The organism is Persicirhabdus sediminis (genome assembly GCF_016595495.1).
Taxonomy (GTDB): Bacteria; Verrucomicrobiota; Verrucomicrobiia; order Verrucomicrobiales; family Akkermansiaceae; genus Persicirhabdus; species Persicirhabdus sediminis.
This window is the reverse complement of sequence record NZ_JAENIM010000008.1, coordinates 92,367-116,202: the sequence shown is the minus strand read 5'-3', so window position 1 is coordinate 116,202 and position 23,836 is coordinate 92,367. Positions and strand designations below refer to the sequence as shown.

Sequence of the window (23,836 nt, the reverse complement as noted above, 5' to 3'; positions counted from 1 at the left end):
CTGAGCTGGCTAGATTCACGAAAATCACCAGCCCGCTCGCGCAATTAACTTTCCTTGATTATCAACAACACATCACCGCGGTTAGGATGTTCCATACGCCGAAGGCGTGACACAGCCCAGCCCATGGTAAGGCCACGCCGTAGGCGTAACGCAACCATGGGTGAGGTGTATAAAAATGATAGCAAGCTCCAGCGGAGCGACACAGCTCACTAGGCGACTAACTAGGAGGAAATCTAGCTGGAAGAAAAATCTAGCTGGGCAAAAACTAACTGCAAAGGAAAGCCCGCAGGGCTCATAAGATTGAAGCCGCGGGTAAGCGAGCCTGCGAGTGCCCCCGTGGTCCGATGCCCAATGCATGGCTTTGCCGTAGGTAAAATGGAAAGCTCGGAGTTGATGATAATGGCAGAATTCGCAGCCAGCGAGACGTCTACTGAGCTGTCTCGCTCCGCTGGAGCTTCTTGCCCACTTGACGCCGCTCCCAAGCGTTGCGTTGCTCCTTTGGAGCTGCCTAACACTGGGCTTGGCTGTTGAACGCCTACGGCGTATAAAAAAAACCAGCTAGAAGAAAATCTAGCTAGCTGGAAAACTAGCTAGCTGGAAAACTAGCTAGCAGAAAATCTAGCTGGAAGTAATACCTCCAGCTAGCTGAGAAATATGCTAACTGTACCTCAGTGCTACTTAATTCTGTCGTAGACCTTTTTATCCCCCATGCCGTTGCGCAGAACGTACTGGTCAGGCGAGACAGACAAAATCTGGTATCTGAAGGTTTTGCCACTTTCGCTTTTCTCAACAAAAGTGCTACCAGAAATGCTCCATTCATTCTCCATTAAAACAGTTCCAGCCTTTAACTTTTTCATTTTACTAGATGAGCTCTTCGCTGGCGCTTGACCCACCTTGGTAATTACAGTTTTAGAGGTACCATCACTTCGGTTTTCTACCCGAGCCGAGATAGGAGGTATAATATGGAAACCTGGCTGCTCGTAATTCCAGCTGCCAACAAATTGAGATTCCTCATACTTTTTAGCTGTCATCGTTGAACATGATACTAACGAACAGGCAACCCCAACAGCTGTGACTAATTGACAAAGTGTATTCTTTTTCATTTTTGAAAGTGCTATGCGCACAGGCAAAGAATCAAACGCTCAATCCTGAGTCAATATGAAATATGTTCTAGCTGATAGATTGCTTTTACTTAGTCTGTTAGTAGTAAGCAATCGCCCCCTAAGTGTGAAAACAACACTTTACACCTTTACATAGTGTCAAATAGACACTAATGGTTAACTCATCAACTTTCCACCCACCGAAGCATGTACCAATACAAATACGCACGCCCCGCTCTAACTACTGACTGCGTTGTCTTTGGCCTCGACCAAGACGACCTCAAAGTCCTGCTCATCCAGCGCGACATCCAGCCATTTGAAGGCAAATGGGCACTGCCCGGCGGATTCATCCAAGTGGGAGAATCGATAGACGACTGCGCGCGCCGCGAGCTAGAAGAAGAAACCGGACTGCACGACATCTTCCTCGAGCAACTCTACAGCTACGGCCAGCCAGATCGCGATCCACGCGAGCACGTCATCACCGTCGCCTACTACGCCTTAGTTAACCTGATAGAGCACGCACCAAAAGCCGCCACCGATGCGCGCAATGCCGCTTGGTTCTCGCTAGACGACCTGCCCTCACTCGCCTTCGACCACCAAACCATTCTCGAAACTGCGCGCCAACGACTGCGTGGCAAAGTCCGCTACCAGCCAGTTGGCTTCGAGCTGCTGCCAGAAAAATTCACCCTCACCCAGCTGCAAAAACTCTACGAAATCATCCTCGAGCAAAAAATCGACAAACGCAACTTCCGCAAAAAAGTCATCAAGTTAGGCATCTTGATAGAAACCGACGAAGTCGAGCAAGACGTCGCCCACCGCGCAGCTAGACTCTACCAGTTCGATCCAGCCCACTACCAGCAGCTAGAAAAACAAGGCATCAACTTTGAGCTCTAACGCCACCACCCATTTCCTCACCTAATGAAAACCTTACTCATCGTCGATGTACAAAACGACTTCCTGCCCGGCGGCGCACTTGCCGTTGCAGGTGGAGATGAAATCATTCCCGTCATCAACCAGCTGATAGACAGCTACGACCACGTCGTCGCCACTCTAGACTACCACCCTGCCGATCACGCCAGCTTTGCCAGCCAGCACAATGGGAAAGCGGTCGGTGACATCACCCAGCTAGCTGAAAAACCACAAATCCTCTGGCCCGACCACTGCGTACAAGGAACTCACGGCGCTCAGTTAGCCAGCCAGCTAGATAGTGGACTAATCGACCACATCGTTAGGAAGGGACAAATCCAACAAGTCGACAGCTACAGCGGCTTCTTTGACAACCACCAGCAAAACGATACCGGCCTCAACCAGCTACTTCAACGACTAGAAACCACCGAGCTACACGTCTGCGGTCTGGCCACCGACTACTGTGTGAAATTCACCGTGCTCGACGCCCTCCAGCTAGGCTACAAAACTACCCTAATCAAAGACGCCTGCCGCGCCGTCAACCTCCAGCCAACTGACGAACAAAACGCCCACCAAGAAATGCAGCTAGCTGGCTGCACTATGATTGATAGCAAACAGTTATAAGGCCCTATCAAGAATAGGCCTATTAGACCTATGAATTCTCACCACAACAATCCGATGACCATTAACGAAGATAAAGTCTACGGCATCCTGCTAGGGACAGCCGTTGGGGATACATTAGGGCTGCCGTCTGAGGGCCTCAAACCAGCCATGATTAGACGACTTGGCTGGCACAAAAATTTGAAACAGCGCTTCATCCTTGGCCGTGGTATGTGGAGTGACGATACCGAGCACACCATCATGCTCTCACAAGCTTGGCTGAAAGCTAATGGTGAGGTCGAGAAATGTAGCCGAAACTTCAGCTGGCAGCTGCGTGCTTGGTTATTTGGTTTTCCATCAGGAGTAGGTTTGGCCACGGCAAAATCACTCATCAAACTATGTCTTGGCTATTCGGCCAAATCATCAGGCGTCTACTCAGCTGGCAATGGCCCTGCAATGAGAGCTGCCATTGTCGCAGCCTGCTCCCCCGACAACAAAGAAATACGCTACCAGCTAACAAAGTCGCACACGGAGACCAGCCATACTGACCCGAGAGCCCTGATCAGCTCACTTGCTGTTTGTGAAATTGCCGCGCTGTTTCTTCAACAAGCTCAGCTGCCGACAAACTCTGAAATTATAGAACTGCTAGAAAACATTACAGATCCTATCTCTGATGAGCAAGCTGTAGCTGAATGGCAAACTATCTTGCTAGAGATTAAGAGTTCGTTAGCTAGCAAACACAGCTTTGACAATTATCTATCTCGGCTACTACGACAACCAAAGAACGGCATCTCAGGATACACCTACGAAACCGTTCCCGCTGTCATTTATATCGGACTCTATCACCAATGGAAAATTGAACCTGTCATCAGAGACCTCATCGCTGCTGGAGGAGATACAGACTCCACTGCAGCCATTGCTGGAGCGCTATGTGGAGCCGCTCATGGAGCTGCAGACATTCCCGCCAGCTGGAGTAATCACATTGCCGAGTTTCCCTGCTCAGCTGGAAAGTTGGCAAAACTATCCGAAGCAATCACATCTAGTCAGCCTATGACTATCCGCCCTAGCTGGTCCCCCATGCTATTGCTCAGGAACCTCCTCTTCTTTTTCATCGTGCTCGTGCATATCTTCCTCAGACCATTGCTCTACCTAAAATCACTCATCCATAAGCAATCATGAAAAAGCTCATCTTGCGCAACAACATCATCAACATTCCAGCTGACGCGCTAGTCTACTCTACCAACGTCCAGTTGATGATGAGCGGAGGCGTGGGCGGCACATTGCTCCAGCTGCTAGGTAGCCAGATTCAGGCTGAGTTGAGAAATGCGCTCGATAATTCAGCTCTCGCTAATGTGGGTGACCTATTTCTATCGCCGCTAACAGACGAGAAATGGCAAGTCATCTATCACTGTGTGGCAGCTGACCCGATGTACCACACAGAGCCGGCTATCATTGAGAGCTTGCTTAGAAAGGTTCTTCAAGATGCCGACAAAAGAGGTTTCAAATCCATTCTTATGAGCGCATTAGGTACCGGCTACGGAGACCTAGAGAGCTCTGACTTCCTAATGCTCCTGGACAAGGTGCTCCAGCTAGAAAATCTATCTAAAATTCAGACTATCACTATTTGTACGGAGTCTGAGTCTAGTTTTGAAGATCTACGTATAGCTGCTAGAAATCTCAATTCCAGCTGGGAATTTGAACACACTTACTAATTTCAGAGCTAGCCCTGTTTCCCCTTAAGACCTTACGCTGACAAGCTTCCATACAATAAAAAAGCCAGCTCGTGATGAGACGAGCTGGCTGGAAATTTTTGTTATTGGGCGCTTGGCTTACAGTTCGATGCCGAGGATCTCAGGCGTCGCCTCACGCGGTCTAGCAGTGAGGATGTCTGGACCATTCTTGGTCACTAACACAGTGTGCTCAAAATGAGCGGAATACTTCTTGTCGTTAGTAATGACTGTCCAGCCATCTTCGAGGATTTTCACACCTGGTACACCGGCATTCACCATAGGCTCGATGGCTAATACCATACCTTCTTTGAGCAGTGGTGAGCGACCGTGCGGGCGGTAGTTAGGCACTTGTGGTTCTTCATGCAGACGGCGACCTACGCCGTGACCAACAAACTCGCGCACGATGCTGAATTTATGCGGAACGACAAAATCTTCAACCGCTGCGCAGAGGTCACCGAGGCGCTCGCCTTCTTTGGCAAAGCTGATGGCCTCGTAGAGTGACTGCTCGGTCACCGCGAGAAGTCGCTTGGTTTCCAGATCAATTTCACCCACGCCAACAGTGGTGGCATTGTCGCCAATCCAGCCACCTTGCACCACGCCGATATCAACGCTAACAATGTCGCCACTGAGGATTGGACGGCTGCCGCCGATGCCGTGAACCACTTCTTCGTTTACAGAAATGCAGATGTTGCCGGCGAATCCACGGTATCCGAGGAAGGCGCTTTTGACATCCATCTGCGCCATGAGATCACGCGAATATTGGTCGATATCACCAGTGGTTACACCAGCTTTAATCTCCTTGGCCACTGCCTGCAGAATGGTGCTCGCCGTTTCGCAGGCAATACGCATCTTCTTAACATCAGCAACGGATTTGATCGGGATCTTATTTCGGTTCTTTTTGGCCATGGCAACTAATAGTGGAAACACTCAAATAATCAACTAAGCCGCGACAGAAAAGCAAAATCACTCCGTCGCGGCTCAAATGTGAAGATTAGCGCAGTGAATGCTGCGATAATCTCATTTCCAGCTGGCTAGCAGCTATTCTGGTTTTTTGATCATGAAGAATCCCTCGGGGATTCCGCCAAGACTCGACGCAATCAAGTCTGGTTTGTAAGCGTACTTTTTCACGTCCTCTTCGTGGGTATGTCCGCTGAGCACCAGTACAGATCGATAACCCATCTGCACCGCACCTAACACGTCGGTGTACATGGTGTCCCCCACCATGATGGTTTCGTCAGTACGCAGGCCGATGGTTTTACGCGCCATGCGCATCATCACTGGGCTCGGCTTGCCAACGGAAAATGCCTCAATGCCGGTGGCACTTTCAATCATCGCGACGATGGCACCACAACCCGGACGAATGCCTTCATCAGTTGGGCAAGTAGTATCTAAGTTAGTCGCAATCAATGCCGCTCCTTTGGCTACTAAGCGCACTGCTTTTTCAATATTTTCAAAGTTAATGGTACGCCCTTCACCAACCACCACAAAGTCAGCATCATCGTCAACCACCGTGATGCCATTGCGGTCGAGCGCGGCTGCTAGACCATTCTCACCAATCACGTAAGCCGTGCCATCAGGCTTCTTTTCTGCTAAAAATCTAGCTGTAGCAATCGCACACGTTAGAATGCTTTCAGGCTCAGTCTCTAGTCCCATACGAGTCAGCTTGAGAGCGAGGTCGCGGCGGGTACGCTGACTGTTATTGGTTAGAAATAAATAGGGTATATCATGCTCCTTGAGTTTGGCGATGAACTCTGCAGAGCCATCGATCAACTTTTTGCCCTTATAGATCACACCGTCCATATCGAGGAGAAAACCAACTTTTTGATGAATATTATCATTCATAGCACCACCAACATAGCACTGGATGTGCCACAATCTCGAGCAACAAGTTTTCTCAAGTCATGCAATCTGATAGATCTATCACACAACAAACCCACACCTCTCACAATCCTTTCACCTGCAGTTCTTTTGCCTTCACACCTAGCAAAACACCCCAGCCAAATCAATCTGCTGCCGTTGTTAAAAGAGCCGCAGCAATGTTAATTACGCCGTCTTGGCACCTGTAAAAATCGCATGTCACACGCGTATTTTATTATGAACAACACCTGCCAGCAGCAGCTGGACGCTACTAACATGTTAAAATCATACATCCTAGGACTTAGCAAAATAATCAGTGCGCTGATTGTCTTGGCAGCCATAAGCCTATCAACAGCTCAGGCGCAACAAGACAGCGCTGGACAGCAACAGGCTGCTCACGAGCTAATTAAACGCGTAACGCCAAGCCTGGTCGATAGGTTTGAACTGGAAATCATCCCAGCTGCTGACGGGTTAGATGTCTATGAACTAGACAGCAAAGATGGCAAAATCGTGCTGCGAGGAAATAATGGCATCAGCATTGCCTCCGCGTATAACCGCTACCTCGGTGACTACTGCAATGTGCTCTACTCACTGTGGGGCGACCAGATGGCCCTTCCAGCTACCCTTCCGATACCTACTGAAAAAGTACGAGTAGTGAACCCACGCAAGATTAGACACTTCTTCAATTACTGCACATTCAACTACACAGCGACTTGGTGGAACTGGGACCGCTGGCAGAAAATGATCGATATCCTAGCCATGCACGGCGTCAATATGCCGCTTGCTATTGTCGGCGTAGAGGGTGTTTGGTACCACAGTCTGCTAGAAGTTGGCTTTACAGATCAAGAAGCTAGAGAATTCATTGCCGCACCTACCTACCTAAACTGGCAGTGGATGAGCAACCTCGAAGGCACAGGCGGCCCAATTCCAAAAAGCTATATCGACAGTCACATTGTTTTAGGCAAGCAAATCATGGACCGCCAGATGAGCTTAGGCATGACACCTATCGTTCACGGATTCAGCGGTCACGTTCCACGTCTATTCAAAGAGAAATTTCCAGATGCTAGAGTTGATCTAAAACACGGCTGGGCACGCGGAAGCTTCGACCCAGCAGCTCAGCTAGACCCAATGGACCCACTATTTAATAAGTTTGGAGCCATCTACCTCAATAACCAGATTAAGTTGCTAGGCACAGCTGGCTACTACATGAGTGACCCTTTCCACGAAGGTTCACCTCCTGTCCAAGGTGACGAATACCTTGCCAAGGTCGGCAAATCGATTTCCGCTCTATTTACCTCCGTTGACCCTAACGCGACTTGGGTTATGCAGACATGGTCACTTCGTGAGCCAATCGCTAAAGCTGTAGCCAAAGACAAGCTGCTCATCATGAACTTGCATGGTAACCGCTGGGAGAAATTAGCCGATTGGGGCTACCCATTCACTCAGGGACAACTGAATAACTTTGGTGGCAGAACATTCATGCACGGCGACCTCGAAGTAGTCGCTCAAGACCTCTACAGCACGGTGAGAAAACGTTCTGAATACTGCGTTGGGGTGGGTAACTGGACAGAGGGCATCAATGATAACCCGGTTAACTATCATCTCGCGTTAGAGATGAATTGGGCCGAAGGAGCGATCGACCTCAAGCAGTGGCTCAATAAATACACCCAACGTCGCTACGGGCTGAAAAGTGCTGCTGCTGAGAAAGCTTGGCAATACCTGCTAGATGGACCCTACAGCATGGGGGGATTTGGTTACTCATCCATGTTAGCTGGACGTCCAGGGCTCAGACCCATTAGTGCAGGCCCGAATAAGTCCTATGCTCGTAGCTACACCTACGATAGCAAATTACTCGCGCGCGCTTGGCAGCAACTGCTCGCAGTTGACCCAGCCGCTATGCAGTCAGCAGGCTTCCAGTTCGACCTCGTTGACGTTTCTCGCCAGTCACTGTCTAACTTAGTTGCTTACCAACAAGTTGAGCTAACAAAAGCATTTGAAGCAGGTGATCGAGAAAAGCTCAATCAAGTTGGCCAAGAGATGGTCGAGTTGATTGGCGACATCGACAAACTGGTAAGTAGCTGCCCACAGATGCTCATGGGTGTGTGGCAAAAAGACGCCATGGACTGGGCCACTAACGATGAAGAGAGAGCCTACTACAATACCACTGCTGCCACTCTCCCAACAATTTGGGGAACTGACAATCCGGACAACTCACTCTACGACTACGCGTGGCGCGAATGGGGCGGCCTGATTTCCACATTCTACCAAGAGCGCTGGAAACTATGGATCAAAGAGCTCGATGCGAAATTAGCCGCTGGTGAAAGATACGCAGACCCACCTAACGACAGCTACGGGCGAGCAAGCTTCCGTGGTGATGACATCCATAGCAAGATGGCTGATTTTGAAATGGCCTATTGTGCTAACCCACCAAAACTCTCTAGCGAAGCAATTGGTGACAGCCGTGAAATTGCACAATCATTGTTCAATAAATACTCTAGCCAGCTGATGGCACTGCCTGATCACGCTCCAGAATACCCAGCACTTGTACACCCTGATTTAGGTATAGAAGTAGCTACATGGGCAAAGAAAAGCTACACTAACAAGTTCAAGCCTGTAACGATAGATGTGACAGAAAACATCACAGGCCAAGGTGATTATATCTTCAGTGTGGTTACTAGTTTCGGTCCTTCCCCAGCTCTGAAAAACCTCAAGCTCTACGAAAACGGTCTTCTTGTTAGCGAAGGCACAGCTCTAGCTGCTGATAAAAATGACGATAAGCAAACTACTTATAAATTCTCCATCAATCAGCACGCAATGGGCGCTAGCTACGAGATCAAGTTCGATGCTAAGGCATCTGCCTCCGGCCCAACAGAAGGTCGCTACCACTTCCGTATCGATTAATTTCTCGAATCATTCAGTAAAGCTCGGGCACACCGCCCGGGCTTTTTTTTTGTGCTCTATCAGCCAGCCCTTAGTCATTAAATATGAACATACCAGTCAGCTAGTCATCTAAAGCCATGATGCTCACCGCTCATACAAAACTCAGGTGGATCTATTTCGCACTCACGATCCTAACAATCACAGCAGGTTTACTCACGAGATCCAGCTACATGCCGCGACCGAGTTTTCTAGCAACATACGCTGGCGATACACTGTGGGCATTGATGATCTTCTGGGCATTTGCCTTTGTTGCGCCCCGCTCAGCCAGCTGGAAAATTGCCCTCGCCGCGCTGGCCTTCTGTTTTGCCATCGAATTCTCCCAGCTCTATCAAGCCGACTGGGCCAATGCCATCCGCAGCCATACCATCGGCGCGCTAGTCTTTGGCCGTGGATTTCTCGCCAGCGACCTCATCTGCTATAGCACCGGCATCTTCATTGGCTGGCTACTACAGAAATGCATGGCGGCAGGCCACCAAAACATCAAATGACAGTACAATATTGTCATTTGACACACCCTGATAGCTGATGCAGACTAGATTAACTTACAGCTCCGCTTATGGCTCTCAAAGAAAAAATCCAAATCAGAAGAACTCAGAAAGCTCACGCTCATTGGTCTGATACCCATGACATGTCTTCAGCTACCCTGCAGCAGGGATTGGCATTTACTTTGGTTGAGAACATCAAACAAAAACTGGCCTGTACCGACCAAGAAATGGCCTCTGCCTTGGGAATCTCGCTGAGTACCTACGCACGGCTAAAGCGCACGCCCAATAGCTCAATCAGCCAAATCAGCTCTGAAAAAATTTACCGCATTTTAAGTGCCATCAATACCGCCTATCAGACCTTTGATAGTGAAGAGGACGCTGAGCTGTGGCTGAAATACCCAAGCGCCGAGCTAGCAGGCATTCCAGCTCATATCTTATTGCACGAGCCAGGAACGACCAAAGTCATTCAGGAGCTGCGCAAAATCCAACAAGGTGTATTTGCCTAACTAGCCATGCTAACCATTCACAGGCTGGTGCCCAAGAGGTTCAAGGACAGCTGCTGGTTTGGCTATGTGCCAGCTGAAACGGCTGAAGCCAGCCGCTGGAATCATGCGGGTACAAATATTCTCTACGCCGCAGAGCACCCCGCTCTAGCAGCGCTGGAAATATCCGTCCACGTCGGCCTGATCCAGCTGATAGGTAAATACGCACACGGCATCGCCAAAATGCCCGAAGAACTACACAGCTCGCTAGCTGACATCGTTAGCATGCCAAAAAACTGGCAAATGGACTGCTCGTGGACGCGTGACGTCGGCGAGCAATTTGTCCACGACCAATGGAATGTCGTGCTCAAAGTCCCATCGGTGATCATCGAAGACGGCTGGAACTACCTCATCAATCCCGCCCACCCGGAGTTCTCACAGCTCCAGCTAGAGACTCGCGACCACTTCATCATCGATAACAGACTAGCCGGTAAATAAAAAAGAACTCACTTATGCCTTAAAATAATTCTTACAACAACTTCATTAGAAGTCTCTACTACCAAATTATTTGAGCTATAATACATCAAATTTAAATTAGCCTATTGCTTCTAACATAGCAGCTAAATCTGTGGAACTCGTGTCAGCCTCTATACTTTCGAGTATTGATTTGGCTTCAGCTATAGTCACACATAGCCCGTCACCTAAAACCCCAGTTACCAATTTAAAATTGGTCGAATTATTGTACTTTTCTTTAGGATCATCAGTTATTTTGTAAAACGTACCTTTAGAAATACTCAAATTCCCTAGTGCTACGTCTGGCGTAATTTCAATTATAGAAGATTCCTCACTAGATTCCTTCTCAGCTATGACCCTAAGTAACCATCTGTTAACCGATTCTTTCTTAAAGCACAGCAAGCCAACCTCATCATCAACTTGAAGATTCATCGCAGGAAACCAGTTTTTATTATTACAATCAGGATCACAGATCTTAGATAGCATTCCCACCAATCCCTCTACCCCAATATTTTGCTGCTCAGTCTTGGAACAATTGCCTTGTGGAGCAACCTCATTAGCTACAGTTCCATTCTTCCAAGGCAGCTTAATTGAAAGACCTCCTGAGCTAATTTTAGATACTGAAAGTTCGTTGCTTAGCATTAGGAAAGCCTTAATGCCATATGTTGCTTGAACTCTACTTAGAACATCAGGCTTTTTGATCCTCCTATTGCTTATCGTTTGATATTTAGAGTCGCAGTGTCGGACATAGTCACCTAATACGTACTTAGCTACAGTTTTTCGAAAACTTGGATATTTCACATCTGCACACATTTCTAAAATATGTTTATACTTATAAGCATTGCTGTCTTGAACTAGTTTAAGCATAAACTCCCCGTCTTTGTTTTCTGTGTCGTAACAAATAAACAGAGCTGCGAAATACTCCATGAGTGATTTGTGGGCCCATCTAACAGTATGACCATCGTCTATAAAAAGCGGTACGGCAACTGTACTATCCCGGAGAAAATCAGAAACTTTAATCTTATGGTATTCGATAGATTTGACAACACTTGAGACCTTCTCTTCGAAATCGATTTTTGAATACTCGACCCTATACCCATCCAATACGCATTTGAAAGCCAACTTCCTCAAGACTAACATAAACTCTCTTGAATCTAGACCAGTCTTCAACGAATGGGTATAGTCAGCAGATTTAGTTAAGTCGTGTTGATCAAAAAGCGCCGCATATACACGCTCATAAAAAATACTCATTTTTTGAGGTAACGATGGTTTATGTCGATAAGCACAAAATAATAATGATACGTATAGAGGGTTGCTCAGATATGCTCTGATTTTAGGAAAACTAGATTCCTTTATAGCCTTAATTAGTGATTTACTTAAATCCCCTCCTTCATCATATCGCTCAATTAGCTCAAACGCCTGCTGGTCAGTTAGATTCTTCACTCCATAGCAATAAAAGCTCAACAGAACTGAGATTTCAGTTTGTCTTCTTGAGCTGACGAGAATTCGCACTCGTGGATATTTCTCATGAAATGCCAATAATTGTCTCGTTATCTCTGCCGCTAAGTCAGCGGGGGCCTCATCTAGTCCATCTAAATAAATAGACACAGGGTAATCAACAAAAATGAGTCCCTCGTCTGGCAACAAACCTTGTATTTTTAATAGCTTAAGGAGCTCCTCTTCCAACTTGTCATTTTCTCTAAAAGATCTAAGCTCAAACAAAACCGGCAAACTGTTAGCAGATACAATTTCATTCAAAACTAACCTCTTAACGATCGTAGATTTCCCCATACCAGCTGAATCAAACACGGCAACTGTTGAAGACTTTTCAAATATATTCGTTAGTTTATCAATAAGGAGCTCTTCCCCACTTACATGCACCAAACTAGTCGGAATATAAAGATCTTCCAGTGGTTTCGGATTACTGGCAAAAGCTATAGTTTGAAGATAGCTACAAGTACCATATAAATTTGATAGATACTTGTTTAACCTATCTTCAAGATCATTCCTCCTCTTCTTTGCTGCTCTTCCCTTACCTGCAATGTTAGGAACTTTCTCTAGAATATCTCTTATGATATTCACCGCATAAGGAACGCCAGCTGCGATCGTTGCTTTAATTATTGGGTCCATATATATAAGTCTGACCTCTTACTGGCAGGCTTCGCATTCTTCGCCATTCATCATAGCTTCGATGCTGCAGGCTTTCACTTCTGCTGCGGTATATTGTTTGGCTGCTGCGGCTCCACTGCCGACCACTCCTCGCATTTCCTTTTTGTTACCCACAGTCGCCTTCTCAATGTTAGACGCCTGCAGAGTACGCAAGTAATAAGTAGTTTTCAGTCCGGTGTGCCACGCGCGGCGGTACATGTGGCTGAGCGTTTTCATGTCTGGCTCAGCGAGGAACAAGTTGACCGACTGTGATTGGTCGATCCACTTCTGGCGTCTAGCAGCTGCATTAACAATCGCCTCGTAGCCAACGCCAAAGACCGTCTTGTGTTTCTCCTTGAGGTGGTCAGGGATGCCTTCAATTTCGCTTAGCTCGCCGTCGAAGTACTTCAGCTGGTCGAGCATGTCTTGGTTCCACAGGTCTTCTTTTTTCAGGTCTTCTACCAGGTGACGGTTGAGCACGATGAAGTCACCAGACAAGTTGCTCTTCACATAGAGATTCTTGTAGTTAGGCTCGATACACGGAGTAGTTCCCATGATGTTGGAGATGGTTGCCGTAGGAGCGATGGCGAGCACGTTAGAGTTGCGCATGCCTTGCTTGGCAATCTTCTCACGCAGGTGCGTCCAGTCCATCTTGCTACCGCGAGGCACGTCGATTTTCACCCCACGTTCTTCTTCTAGCATATCAACAGTATCTTGCGGCAAGAGACCGCGATCCCACTTAGATCCTTTGTAGCTAGAATAAGTTCCCTGTTCGCCAGCTAGATCTGATGAGGCATTGTAGGCGTAGTAGGCAATCGCCTCCATAAACTCATCGTTGAAGTCAACAGCTGCGTCGCTAGCAAAGGCTAGGCCCTTTTTGTACAAGGCATTTTGCAGCCCCATCACACCAAGTCCGATAGGACGGTGACGGCTGTTAGCTGTTCTAGCGGCTTCTGTTGGGTAGAAATTAATATCGATCACATTATCCAGCGCGCGGATAGCAACGGTGATGGTCTCCTTGAGCAATTCGTGATCGAGCGATCCATCAGCCGTGATGTGGCTATCGAGAACTACGGAACCTAGGTTACACACAGCGGTTTCTTCGTCCGAAGTATTCAGGGTGATTTCAGTACACAGGTTAGAGCTGTGAATCACACCAGCGTGATCTTGCGGTGAGCGCAGGTTACATGGATCTTTGAATGTAATCCACGGGTGGCCAGTTTCGAAAATCATCTTCAGCATGCCCTTCCACAGCTCAATCGCTGGCATTTGCTTGCTCCAGATTTTTCCTTCTTGGGCTAACTTTTCATACTCGATGTAGCGCAGCTCAAATGCTTTGCCGTAGAGGTCGTGAAGGTCTGGCGTATCGTTAGTGCGGAAAAGTGTCCACCCTTGGCGAGCTTCCATGCGCTTCATGAACAGATCTGGAATCCAGTTAGCGGTGTTCATGTCGTGACAGCGACGACGTTCGTCGCCGGTATTTTTGCGCAGCTCAAGGAAATCTTCGATGTCGTTGTGCCAGCTCTCGAGGTAGGCACAGCCAGAGCCACGGCGCTTACCGCCTTGGTTAACAGCTACTAACTGATCGTTGTGTAGCTTGAGGAATGGGATGATGCCTTGGCTCTCACCGTTAGTGCCCTGGATGTAACCACCAGTGCCGCGCACAGCTGTCCATGAGCCACCTAGCCCGCCAGCCCATTTTGATAGGAATGCATTCTCAGCAATGCCACGAATCATGATGCTCTCGATAGAGTCGTCCACCTTGTAGAGGTAGCATGATGACAGCTGGCTGTGCAGTGTGCCGGAGTTAAACAAGGTAGGCGTGGATGAGCAGAAGCGGCGACCTTTGTAGAGTGAGTACAAGCGGATACACCACTCATCACGGTTTTCTTTTTCAGCGCGGAATAGGCCCATGGCCACACGCATCCAGAAAAACTGTGGGGTTTCTAATCGACGTGGAGTCGCTTGAGTTTTGTCGACGATCAGGTAGCGATCGTAGAGAGTTTGCACACCGAGGTAGTCAAAGTCGAGGTCAGCTGTTGGATCTAACGCGTCAGCCAGTTTGTTGAGGTCGTACTTTTCTATCAGTTTAGGAGAAAGTCGCTTAATGCCGACGGTGTATTGGATATACTTTTTGAACCCTTCACGGTGCACAGCCTTCAGCCCGCTGATGCCGTCTTTGACGATATCCCAGCCGAGCACTTCTTCATAGATGTAGCTGAGTAGAATGCGACCGGCAAATTTAGCAAAATCAGCATCACGCTCGATGAGTGATTTGGCATTCAGCGTGATGGTTGATTTGAGATCGGCTGCTGTGATTTCCGCGCCCACAGAACGGCGTAGTTCTTGCTCGATCTGCGCTGGGCTGAGACATAGGTCCAGACCGATTGAGGCAAACTCGATACGGCGCTTGAGCTCTGTGCCATCCCAAAATTCAGTCGATCCATCTTTGGTAGTCACCACCACCATAGACTCCTGGTTAGGGTCGTCTACTGGAGCTTCATCAATGCGCATCTGTGCGCGCTGGGCACGATAGAGAATGTAGGCTTCAGCAGCTTTGAATAGCCCCTGACGCATCAATTCTTCCTGCACGAGATCTTGCACGTACTCGATGTGAGCAAAGGCGCGGTCACCGAGGCGGATGTTTTCAGTCACGCCCGCGGCTACTTTTACCGCTACTTCTGGGTCTTCTTTGATAGAGAGCAATGCCTTGCGCACCGCAATCTCGATTTTTGTCTGGCTCCATGGAACGACTTTGCCATTGCGGCGAATCAGACGCACAGGCATTTCCTGTGGCTCCTCGCTAACAATCACTTCGCCATTCTTTTCTAGCGAACGTGTAAAGACTAATGACTTGGCTACATCGTGTGCGTCATTTTCAATCAATGCGCGCTCGATTAACAAATATAGATCGTGCTGAGAAAGTCTCAGCTGGCCGCCGTCTTGCACCTGATCCGTCAGAGCCTTGGCAACTGAATGAGCCACGTTAGAAACAAACAGGCAGTTTTCTTCACTGTAGATGGCTTCCTCAGATTGCTTGCGAGATTCTAGCAAGTTAGCCAGCGCAGTACCGATGGTCTCAGCGAGTTCGGTGAGGCAAAGTTCGCTTTCTTGCTGTCCACGAGTCACCCAGATTTGAGCCACGCGCTCAGGCACTTTATCGCCCAGCGCTTTACGCCAGTCGAATCTGTCTGAGTTAGAATTTCCGCGATCAGTGATAACGCGCTTCAGGGCTAAATCTTCTTCGAGTGATATGGAACGGTACATTGGCTTATAGGAATGTGGGCAGGTTTGTTAGTTTTCAGTGTTCAGTTTTCAGAATCACTGCTGTCTTATTTGGAGGTATTGTTTTTTTGAACGGACTGAATTAAACCATGTAACATTGATGCTATCTCCTTAGTTTCTCGAACTAGCTGATCAATGTTGTTGAATGGTGAAATGGCCAACTCTTGGCTGGCTTTTTGATTAATATATAGCTGGGTTCTTAGCTCAGCGCATGACCCTTTGGCTATTCTGAGAAATCTAATGAAGTCTCCAGCTGAGTCTCTCTCAGCGCCTTCCGCAATATTCGATGGGATAGAAACCGCAGCTCTCTGCATCTGGTTCTTTAGGCCAAAATCATTAGATTGATAGGTAGCAACGTAGACATCCACAGCCAGACGAGAGGCTCGTTTCCATACTTCGAGGTCTTCAAAAGTGTGTAGGGACATGGGGATATCTCTCTGCTAGCTTAGCGTTTCAGATGCGCCTTAAGGCAGTCTGAAAACTGAACACTGAAAACTAATCACTATCCTAAAGATCATCATCGTCGATGTTGCCTAGGGCGGTGGATTTTTGGTATTCGGTGACGCGGCCTTCGAAGAAGTTTTGCTCCTTCTTGATGTCCATCATTTCAGCCAGCCACGGGAATGGGTTTTCTAGCTGGTCGTTGAGTGGCTCGAGCCCGCATGACTCGAGTCGGCGGTCGGCGATGTAGTCGATGTATTGGTGGAAGTCTTCGATAGACAATCCAACAGCACTAACTGGCAGGCAGTCGCGGATGAAATTTTTCTCCAGCTTGGTAGCTTCGGCCATGGTCTGGCGCAGTTCTTCTTTGAACTCGTCAGTCCAGATTTCTGGGTTTTCGTTAGCCAGATCCATCAACAAGTTGCGCAGCAGCTCGATATGGTTAGACTCATCACGCAGCGTGTAGCGGAACATCTGGCCGATGCCTGGGAATTTATTTTGCCGGTAGAGAGAGAGGATCATGCCAAACAATCCATAGAACTGAGTGCCTTCCATGCATTGGCCGAAAATGAAAGCATTGCGGGCTAGTGCTTGTTTATTCTCCACTAGTGACATGTCCATGTCACGGCGCAGTGAGCGCGAGTTAGAGACAACAAAGTCGGTCTTTTCCTGCACGGTTTTGACGCCTTCAAAGATGGCTTCGCATTCGTGTGGGTTGAGGCCTAACGAGCTCACCATGTAGACTAATGAATCGGCATGAATATTTTCCTCATGGGCGTGGCGGCGGAATACTAACTCTAACTCGGGAGCTGTGACCTGATCGCGAATCACGTGGATGATGTTATCTCCAACAATGCCTTCAGCTGCGGAGAAATAACCGATGCCCATTTTGATGATCCATCGCTCAACATCTGAAACTTCGTTGCTGCGCCATTGCTCAACATCTTTCTGCATCGGGATGTCTTCTGGCTCCCAGTGGTTCGCTCGCATATCGGAATAAATCTCCCACGCCCAAGGGTACTTGAGTGGCAGGAGACCAAATCCTCGAACGGTTTGACCACCAATCACACGCTTCGCGCTTAGCAGCTCAGCTGCCTTGCTCTCGTCGAGCGGGATCGAATGATCGTCAAGTTGTACGTTGAGTTTTGACATGATGATAGGGAATCTCGTTTGAGTTCAGTTAGTTTGTGCGGGAAAAACTTAGAGGTCGTCGTCGTCGAAAGCATCTAACACAGCCGTCTGAACTGGAGCGACTCGAGTGCCTGTATTGATGTGGATCTGTTCGTCCAGCCACGGCAGCGGGCTGGAATGGTGGAAGTACTGGCGAGCTAACCCACAAGCGGATAGGCGTTCATCGGCGAGGTGCTCGATGTACTGGCTGAGTGCTTCAGCTTGCAAACCAACTTTATCGACTGGAAGTTGGCTGATGAGTTGTTGCTCAAGCTCGACGGCTTGTTTCATGATGTCGACGAGCTCAGCTTGGAATTCCTCTGTCCACAGCTCAGGATTTTCTGAGACGAGTTCTTTGAGCAGCTGGTTGAACAGCTCGATGCGGTAGAGCACATCTTGTAATAGTTTGCTGAGGATTTGGCCGACTCCTGGAAGTTTGTTTTGCGATGCGAGTGAGAACAAACATGCCCACTGGCTGAAGAACTGTGTGCCCTCCAGACATTGGTTGTAGAGGAAAAGGTTGCGCGCAAATGCCTGCTTGTTAGCTAGCTCCTTGGTATCGGAGTTGCGGGTCAGCTGGCTGATATTCTGCTGGGCAAATTCTTCCACTTGGCGGTGATGGCCTGAGGCGGATGCGAGGTCTTGGCATTCTAGCGGGTCGAGCCCGAGCGATCCGTATAGGTAAACAAGCACGTCACTGCGGGTATTTTCCTCGTGAACGTAGCGGCCAAATACTAGCTTCAGCTCGGGAGCGGTGACGAGATCGCGCAGCACGTAGATACCCTGAGATGCAAAAATGTTCTGCGACAAAGCAAAACTACCGAGCGCCATTTTTACCAATTTTTGAGCTTCAGCAGGCAGTTGTTTCCACGCCACAGCGTCTTGGGTCAGGTTCACCTCAGCTGGCTCCCAGTGGTCATTTTTCATCTGTTTATACAGATTGTATGCCCAGGTGTACTTGAGCGGCAGAATATTAAAAAACATCGATTGGCGACCATTGATCACCTTTTTTGCTGCGTAGCCTTCTTCAGCTTTTTCGCGGTCTAACTCGAAGACACGATCGCCTAGGGTAACTTTAATGATGTCTGCCATTGTCTGGTGGGATAGGGTGATTGAGCGGATTCTGCGGGACTCGCAGAAGCTTAGCGGGATAGAAATGCTTGTTTTCTCGCCCGCCCTCAAGGCTAGGTACGTTGCATGAACTTGTTGATAAATGCTACCAAAAAATGGCCATGTAGTATCCACAAATTATTCACAATACAACATATGGTATATTTGACCCTTTTCCAGCCGACATACAGATGGCTGGAATTAGCCAGCTATTCGCCCTCAATCATCACAAAAACAAGCGTCTCAGCACATATACTAACAACTAGCCACGAGTAAGCTGGCCACCACGCTTTGGGGTATACTTTTTTTCTCAGCTGTTAGCCACACCTCTAGCTGGGGGAAATTTTAAAAAAACCGCAGCAAGATACGCGCAGAAATGAATCCATGAGCCAGCGGGTGCTCGCAATTGCAGTAAAATAAACTGGCTATTTTTTAAAATTTCTATGCATGGCTGGCGGCAGATAAAATCGCGAAAGATAAGTTTGCAATACGGTAAGAAAACCCGTATCTGCTAAATCGAATTCCCCATGCACATTAACGAAAAATGCTGACAGTTCAATGACTGTCAGGGATTTGGCGCTATTTTTGCTAGGGGAATGCCGACCTATATTAAATTATGATCTATCACGGTAAGTCAAAAAGCACTCATTCTTATTTCTTGAGCTCAGAATACGAGCCGACTAGCCCAGCAGATGCTCTTTTCCACATCATTCCTGCGCCCCTAGAGAAAACCGTCAGCTACGGTGCGGGAACAGCAAATGGCCCACAGGCTATCTTAAATGCTGCGTATCAGCTGGAGGCCTTCGACGGCAAATCTTACCCTGGCGACCTCGGTCTATTCACCACTCCTGCCGTTGATTGCTCAGGCAAGATTGAGCAAGCGCTCAGCAACATCGAGAAAACCTGCAAGACCGTATTTGATATGGGCAAAATCCCTGTCGTTCTCGGTGGCGAGCACAGCCTCACGCAGGCACCGGTGCGCGCGCTAGCAAATATTCGCCGTGACTTTGGCGTCGTGCAGATTGATGCCCACGCTGACCTACGCGAAGATTACAATGGCGACCCGTACAGCCACGCATCGGTGATGCACCGCATTCTCGACCTCGACATTCCGCTTTTCCAGATTGGCATCCGCAACTTGTGCAAAGAAGAGATTGAAGTAAGAACCAAGCGCGGTGTCGGCTACCTCGACGCGCGTGAGATCGCTAAAAATGGCATCCCTGCTGAATTGTTGCCGGAAGATTTCCCTAAGAATATTTACCTCAGCTTTGACGTCGACGGGCTGGACGCCTCGTTGATGCCTGCTACTGGCACGCCTGAGCCGGGTGGTCTCACTTGGTGGCAAGCGCTAGATGCGGTGGAAGCCTGCACTGCTGGTGGACGCAAAATCCTCGGCATTGACGTGGTTGAGCTGGCGCCAAGACCTGAGCTACACAGCTGCGACTACACTGCGGCAAAGCTCGCCTACGCGCTTATGGGCATTGCTTCGCGCGCCTAATTTGCCCCACTAGAACGATAATTTCGATCATTCGCAAACAGAGCGAAGAAAAAGCCAGAATTTGCAGCGACAGATTCTGGCTTTGTTGATTCATCCGGTTGTTGACTTTTGTTACCACCTCGCCCACTGTCTCGCGCAGAATTTGATTCGAACCACAAATTTTTCACTATCATGTCATACGATCTCATTGTTATTGGTGGAGGCCCTGCAGGATATGTAGGAGCTATTCGCGGTGCCCAGCTGGGTAAAAAGGTAGCTGTAGTAGAAGCAGACCGCGCAGGCGGTACTTGCCTTAACTGGGGGTGCATTCCAACTAAGGCACTTCTTAAGAATGCCGAGCTATACCAGACACTTACTAAGAAGGGTAAAGAGTTTGGCCTTTCATTCGACAACCTAGAGTACGACTGGTCATCAGTGATTGGTCGTTCACGCAAAGTTTCTGACCGTCTCGCTGGCGGCATCGAGTTTCTTTTCAAGAAAAACAAAATCGACTACATCAAAGGTTACGGCTCCATCATTGATGGCAACAAAGTAGCCGTGACAGACGCCAATGGCGAGTCCACTGTCTACGAGACAGCTAACGTGATGATTGCTACCGGCTGTAAGAGCCGCGAGCTGCCACCATTCCCATTCAATGGCACTACCGTAATCAGCTCAAAAGAAGCTATGGTTCTGCCTGAGCAACCAAAAGAAATGATCGTCATCGGCGCTGGCGCCATCGGCGTTGAGTTTGCTTATGTTTACAATGCTTTTGGCACCAAGGTAACTATCGTTGAAATGCTGCCTCAGGTACTTCCTGTAGAAGACGACGAGATTGGCAAAGAGCTGCAGAAATCACTCACAAAACAAGGCATCCGCTGCCTCACTGATACCAAAGTGGTCAGCACCAGCGAAGATGGCAATGGCGTGACTATCGAAGTAGAAGGCCCTAAAGGCGCCGAAACTCTCACTGCTGATGTTTGCCTCGTGGCCATCGGCGTGCAGCCAGTACTTCCTGGCGGCGAGCAGCCAGCTCTTACAGATCGTGGATTTATCCAAATCGGCGACCGCTACGAAACTTCTATCCCGAATGTATACGCAGTAGGTGATATTTCTGGTCCACCATGGTTGGCACACACCGCCAGCTACGAAGCGATCCAGTGTGTTGAAGGTCTCTTTGTAGATGGTCATGCACCTCGCAAAGTGGGCAACTTCCCAGGCTGCACATACTGCCATCCACAGGTAGCTAGCGTTGGTAAAACCGAGCGCGCACTCAAAGAAGAAGGCGTTGAATACAAAGTGGGCAAATTCCCATTTGCAGCCATCGGCAAAGCGCAAGCAGCTGGTGATGCGGAAGGGTTTGTAAAACTCATCTACGGCAAAGAACACGGCGAGCTTCTCGGCGCTCACATCATTGGCGACAACGCCACTGAGCTGATTGCAGAAATGGGCCTCGCTCTCGAGCTCGAGTGCACCACTGAGGAGATCCACTCCACCATCCACGCCCACCCAACACTGGCTGAAGCCTTACACGAAGCTACTCTAGACGCGGACGGCCACGCCATCCACTTCTAAGAAACTAGCTAGCTCGAGCAATTAGATTCTGGGCACGCACCGCCGTCACCCACACATGCTCAAGCAGTCAGACTAAACCCTTTAGTTTTCCATAAGCCCATGCGTCAATAATCATCGACGCATGGGCTTTTTTATTTATTCTCGTAAATATCTTAGTCAGATCGACAAACAATGAAGTGCATTGAAGATAGCTGGTTCGAGTAGCAAATGAGGGGCATTCACGGCTCCAGCAACTCGTTCCAAAAGAGACAGCGTCTACCCCTCGCGTCTGCCATCTGAGGTTCTCATTGAAAAAAATAACTCTCCTTTTACTTTTAAGTAACAAAACCCAAACAACGTTTGAGTCTCATTACGAGGAAGTTATCGCCGCAACCCCTAAAACTACATATAATCGAGACAAAGCTACGTGCATCGCCCCGGCGGTCGCCTGTCTGATCTCCCCTGGGTTGATCTCGGCTGATCTAGCTTCTGTCCAACCCTAACTCGAATACACATACATGAGCAAAGCGAAGGAAGAATGGTTTTACGCCAAAGGGGGCACACAAGACGGCCCCGTGTCACTGCAACAGCTGCAGTCGATGATCAAAGGCAACCGACTCAACCCTGATCAGGACCTCGTCTGGAAAAAAGGCATGGCCGAATGGGTAAAACCCAATAGCCTCAAAGAATTTACCCTCGCCTCACCACCCGCTGCCCCTGCGACCAAAGCGCCCAAGCCCGCTAAAAAGCAAAAGAAAGCGCTCAATACCCAGCCATCGGCAGATCCATACAGCAGCCCAGAAGCTCAAATCATTTCAGAGTTTCACGAAACCGAAGACGGCCTGCCACCTGAGCCAGTATTATTAGATGTCACTGGCTGCATCAGCATCGCTTATGGATATGCTAAAAGAAAATTCTTCACCTTCTGGGGAGTGCTACTTCTCCAGCAAATGGCCATTGCCGCACTCAGCATAGGCACCGGCATCGCCGTCACCTCATTTGGTTTGCTGCCATCGGGCAACTTCACACCACCACAAAGCGACCTGCTAGACGAAGCCGCCGAGACCATCAATAGGGCCAACCCAACCAATAAACAAATCGCTGGAGAAAATCAGCCAGCGGCAGAGCCCACGACAGCCAGCCAATCCACCGCTCAGCCAGCTAGCCCAGCGGCACCAGCCGCTCCAGAAGTCATTCCAGCTGGGCCAGCAAACACCCAGCCAGCGAGCCCATCCGCAGCTCCACCAGCTCCAGCTGCCAATAACGCAGCTCCAGCTATGGCCAGCACACCTGCAGAAGCTCCAGCTGACGCTAGTGATGACCAAGCAGATACCGAGGGCAAAAATGCTAGCGGTCTCGACCAGATCATCGAGAATATGAAATCCACCTGGCAGGATAGACAGATCAACAATCAACAACTGCTCGCTGAAAGCTTAATCTCGGCAGCCATGTTCATTTTGCCCATCTACCTCACGCTGGGCTTTCTTAACTTCTGTCTCCATCTGGTCAAAGGCCAGCAAGCCGGCATGCTCGATCTATTCACTCAAGCAGGTCGCGTGCTCGCCGTACTCGTTGGCTACATCCTCTTTTCATTTTTATACCTGCTCCCACTCATCGTTGCGGGTGCGTTCATCGCGGTACTTTTAAGCATCGGCTTACCATCAATTACTGATCTAGGAATTCCACCTTATGTGCTGATTGCCAGCGGTATCTCCTTGGCGACTCTGACGGTAGTCATCCCCACCCTGCTCATCTTTGTCCGCTGCATTTTCTTCCCGCTGGCTATCATTGAATACAAAATGGGCGCCATTGCTGGACTCATCTACAGCTGGAAAATTACCAAAGGCAATTGGTGGCGACTATTTGGCCTCAACATCCTCGCCCAAATCGTGATCTTCCTCGGAGCCTTGTGCTTTGGTATCGGCCTGCTGTGGGCCATCCCGACCGCCACGCTCAGCTACATCATTGCCTACCGCTACTTGCAAGGTGGCTGGGATAAAGTTGTCGACCCTGAGACGCTGTAATTCACAGCTAGCTA

General features: G+C 48.8%; 19 protein-coding genes. 11 read left to right on the top strand and 8 right to left on the bottom strand.

Going from position 1 to position 23,836, the window contains the following annotated elements:
* Positions 1-674: 674 nt before the first annotated feature.
* On the bottom strand, positions 675-1,103 hold the full coding sequence (locus tag JIN82_RS00860; protein WP_200309739.1) for a hypothetical protein: 429 nt from the start codon (positions 1,101-1,103) through the stop codon (positions 675-677).
* A 204-nt stretch (positions 1,104-1,307) separates the two neighbouring features.
* Here JIN82_RS00860 and JIN82_RS00855 point away from each other — a divergent pair, with 204 nt between their 5' ends.
* Genes JIN82_RS00855 through JIN82_RS00840 form a run of 4 tightly spaced genes read left to right on the top strand, consistent with a single transcriptional unit; the run spans position 1,308 to position 4,318 of the window.
* On the top strand, positions 1,308-1,994 hold the full coding sequence (locus JIN82_RS00855) for an NUDIX hydrolase (protein ID WP_200309738.1): 687 nt from the start codon (positions 1,308-1,310) through the stop codon (positions 1,992-1,994).
* 24 nt (positions 1,995-2,018) lie between these two features.
* Entirely contained in the window at positions 2,019-2,630 is a 612-nt protein-coding gene (gene pncA, locus JIN82_RS00850) for a bifunctional nicotinamidase/pyrazinamidase (RefSeq protein ID WP_200309737.1), read from the top strand.
* A 30-nt stretch (positions 2,631-2,660) separates the two neighbouring features.
* Positions 2,661-3,785, top strand: a complete 1,125-nt coding sequence (locus tag JIN82_RS00845) for an ADP-ribosylglycohydrolase family protein (protein ID WP_200309736.1) — start codon at positions 2,661-2,663, stop codon at positions 3,783-3,785.
* Positions 3,782-4,318: a macro domain-containing protein gene (locus tag JIN82_RS00840; protein WP_200309735.1), complete on the top strand. Its 537-nt coding sequence runs from the start codon at positions 3,782-3,784 to the stop codon at positions 4,316-4,318. The genes JIN82_RS00845 and JIN82_RS00840 overlap by 4 nt, the downstream gene beginning before the upstream one ends.
* Before the next feature lie 117 nt (positions 4,319-4,435).
* Here the strand turns inward: JIN82_RS00840 and map are convergent, their stop codons facing one another.
* A complete protein-coding gene (gene map, locus JIN82_RS00835; RefSeq protein ID WP_200309734.1) occupies positions 4,436-5,242 on the bottom strand; it encodes a type I methionyl aminopeptidase in 807 nt (268 codons plus the stop codon).
* 132 nt (positions 5,243-5,374) lie between these two features.
* Positions 5,375-6,178, bottom strand: a complete 804-nt coding sequence (locus JIN82_RS00830; RefSeq protein WP_200309733.1) for an HAD-IIA family hydrolase — start codon at positions 6,176-6,178, stop codon at positions 5,375-5,377.
* Between the two features lie 252 nt (positions 6,179-6,430).
* Here JIN82_RS00830 and JIN82_RS00825 point away from each other — a divergent pair, with 252 nt between their 5' ends.
* From JIN82_RS00825 to JIN82_RS00810, 4 genes are all read left to right on the top strand, one after another.
* Positions 6,431-9,094, top strand: a complete 2,664-nt coding sequence (locus JIN82_RS00825) for an alpha-N-acetylglucosaminidase (protein WP_200309732.1) — start codon at positions 6,431-6,433, stop codon at positions 9,092-9,094.
* A gap of 116 nt (positions 9,095-9,210) precedes the next feature.
* On the top strand, positions 9,211-9,621 hold the full coding sequence (locus JIN82_RS00820) for a ribosomal maturation YjgA family protein (protein WP_200309731.1): 411 nt from the start codon (positions 9,211-9,213) through the stop codon (positions 9,619-9,621).
* 68 nt (positions 9,622-9,689) lie between these two features.
* Positions 9,690-10,124 (top strand): antitoxin Xre-like helix-turn-helix domain-containing protein, encoded by a 435-nt coding sequence (locus JIN82_RS00815; protein WP_234041679.1) that lies wholly within the window; start codon positions 9,690-9,692, stop codon positions 10,122-10,124.
* A 6-nt stretch (positions 10,125-10,130) separates the two neighbouring features.
* The gene (locus tag JIN82_RS00810; protein WP_200309729.1) at positions 10,131-10,598 is read left to right on the top strand and encodes an RES family NAD+ phosphorylase; all 468 of its coding nucleotides are present in this window, start codon (positions 10,131-10,133) and stop codon (positions 10,596-10,598) included.
* 96 nt (positions 10,599-10,694) lie between these two features.
* Here the strand turns inward: JIN82_RS00810 and JIN82_RS00805 are convergent, their stop codons facing one another.
* The 5 genes from JIN82_RS00805 to JIN82_RS00785 all read right to left on the bottom strand — a co-directional run bounded on the left by JIN82_RS00805 (position 10,695) and on the right by JIN82_RS00785 (position 18,749).
* Positions 10,695-12,743: an NACHT domain-containing protein gene (locus JIN82_RS00805; RefSeq protein WP_200309728.1), complete on the bottom strand. Its 2,049-nt coding sequence runs from the start codon at positions 12,741-12,743 to the stop codon at positions 10,695-10,697.
* A gap of 18 nt (positions 12,744-12,761) precedes the next feature.
* Positions 12,762-16,028 carry a ribonucleoside-diphosphate reductase subunit alpha gene (locus JIN82_RS00800; RefSeq protein WP_200309727.1) on the bottom strand — a complete coding sequence of 1,089 codons (3,267 nt, stop codon included), beginning with the start codon at positions 16,026-16,028 and terminating at the stop codon, positions 12,762-12,764.
* A gap of 65 nt (positions 16,029-16,093) precedes the next feature.
* Complete coding sequence (locus JIN82_RS00795) at positions 16,094-16,471, bottom strand: four helix bundle protein (protein WP_200309726.1); 378 nt, start codon at positions 16,469-16,471, stop codon at positions 16,094-16,096.
* Between the two features lie 82 nt (positions 16,472-16,553).
* A complete protein-coding gene (locus tag JIN82_RS00790) occupies positions 16,554-17,639 on the bottom strand; it encodes a ribonucleotide-diphosphate reductase subunit beta (RefSeq protein ID WP_200309725.1) in 1,086 nt (361 codons plus the stop codon).
* 48 nt (positions 17,640-17,687) lie between these two features.
* A complete protein-coding gene (locus tag JIN82_RS00785; RefSeq protein WP_200309724.1) occupies positions 17,688-18,749 on the bottom strand; it encodes a ribonucleotide-diphosphate reductase subunit beta in 1,062 nt (353 codons plus the stop codon).
* Positions 18,750-19,383: 634 nt separating this feature from the next.
* Here JIN82_RS00785 and speB point away from each other — a divergent pair.
* From speB to JIN82_RS00770, 3 genes are all read left to right on the top strand, one after another.
* Positions 19,384-20,265 (top strand): agmatinase, encoded by an 882-nt coding sequence (gene speB / locus JIN82_RS00780; protein ID WP_200309723.1) that lies wholly within the window; start codon positions 19,384-19,386, stop codon positions 20,263-20,265.
* 171 nt (positions 20,266-20,436) lie between these two features.
* Entirely contained in the window at positions 20,437-21,819 is a 1,383-nt protein-coding gene (lpdA, locus tag JIN82_RS00775) for a dihydrolipoyl dehydrogenase (protein ID WP_200309722.1), read from the top strand.
* A gap of 497 nt (positions 21,820-22,316) precedes the next feature.
* The gene (locus JIN82_RS00770) at positions 22,317-23,822 is read left to right on the top strand and encodes a DUF975 family protein (RefSeq protein WP_200309721.1); all 1,506 of its coding nucleotides are present in this window, start codon (positions 22,317-22,319) and stop codon (positions 23,820-23,822) included.
* The last annotated feature ends 14 nt before the right edge of the window (positions 23,823-23,836 follow it).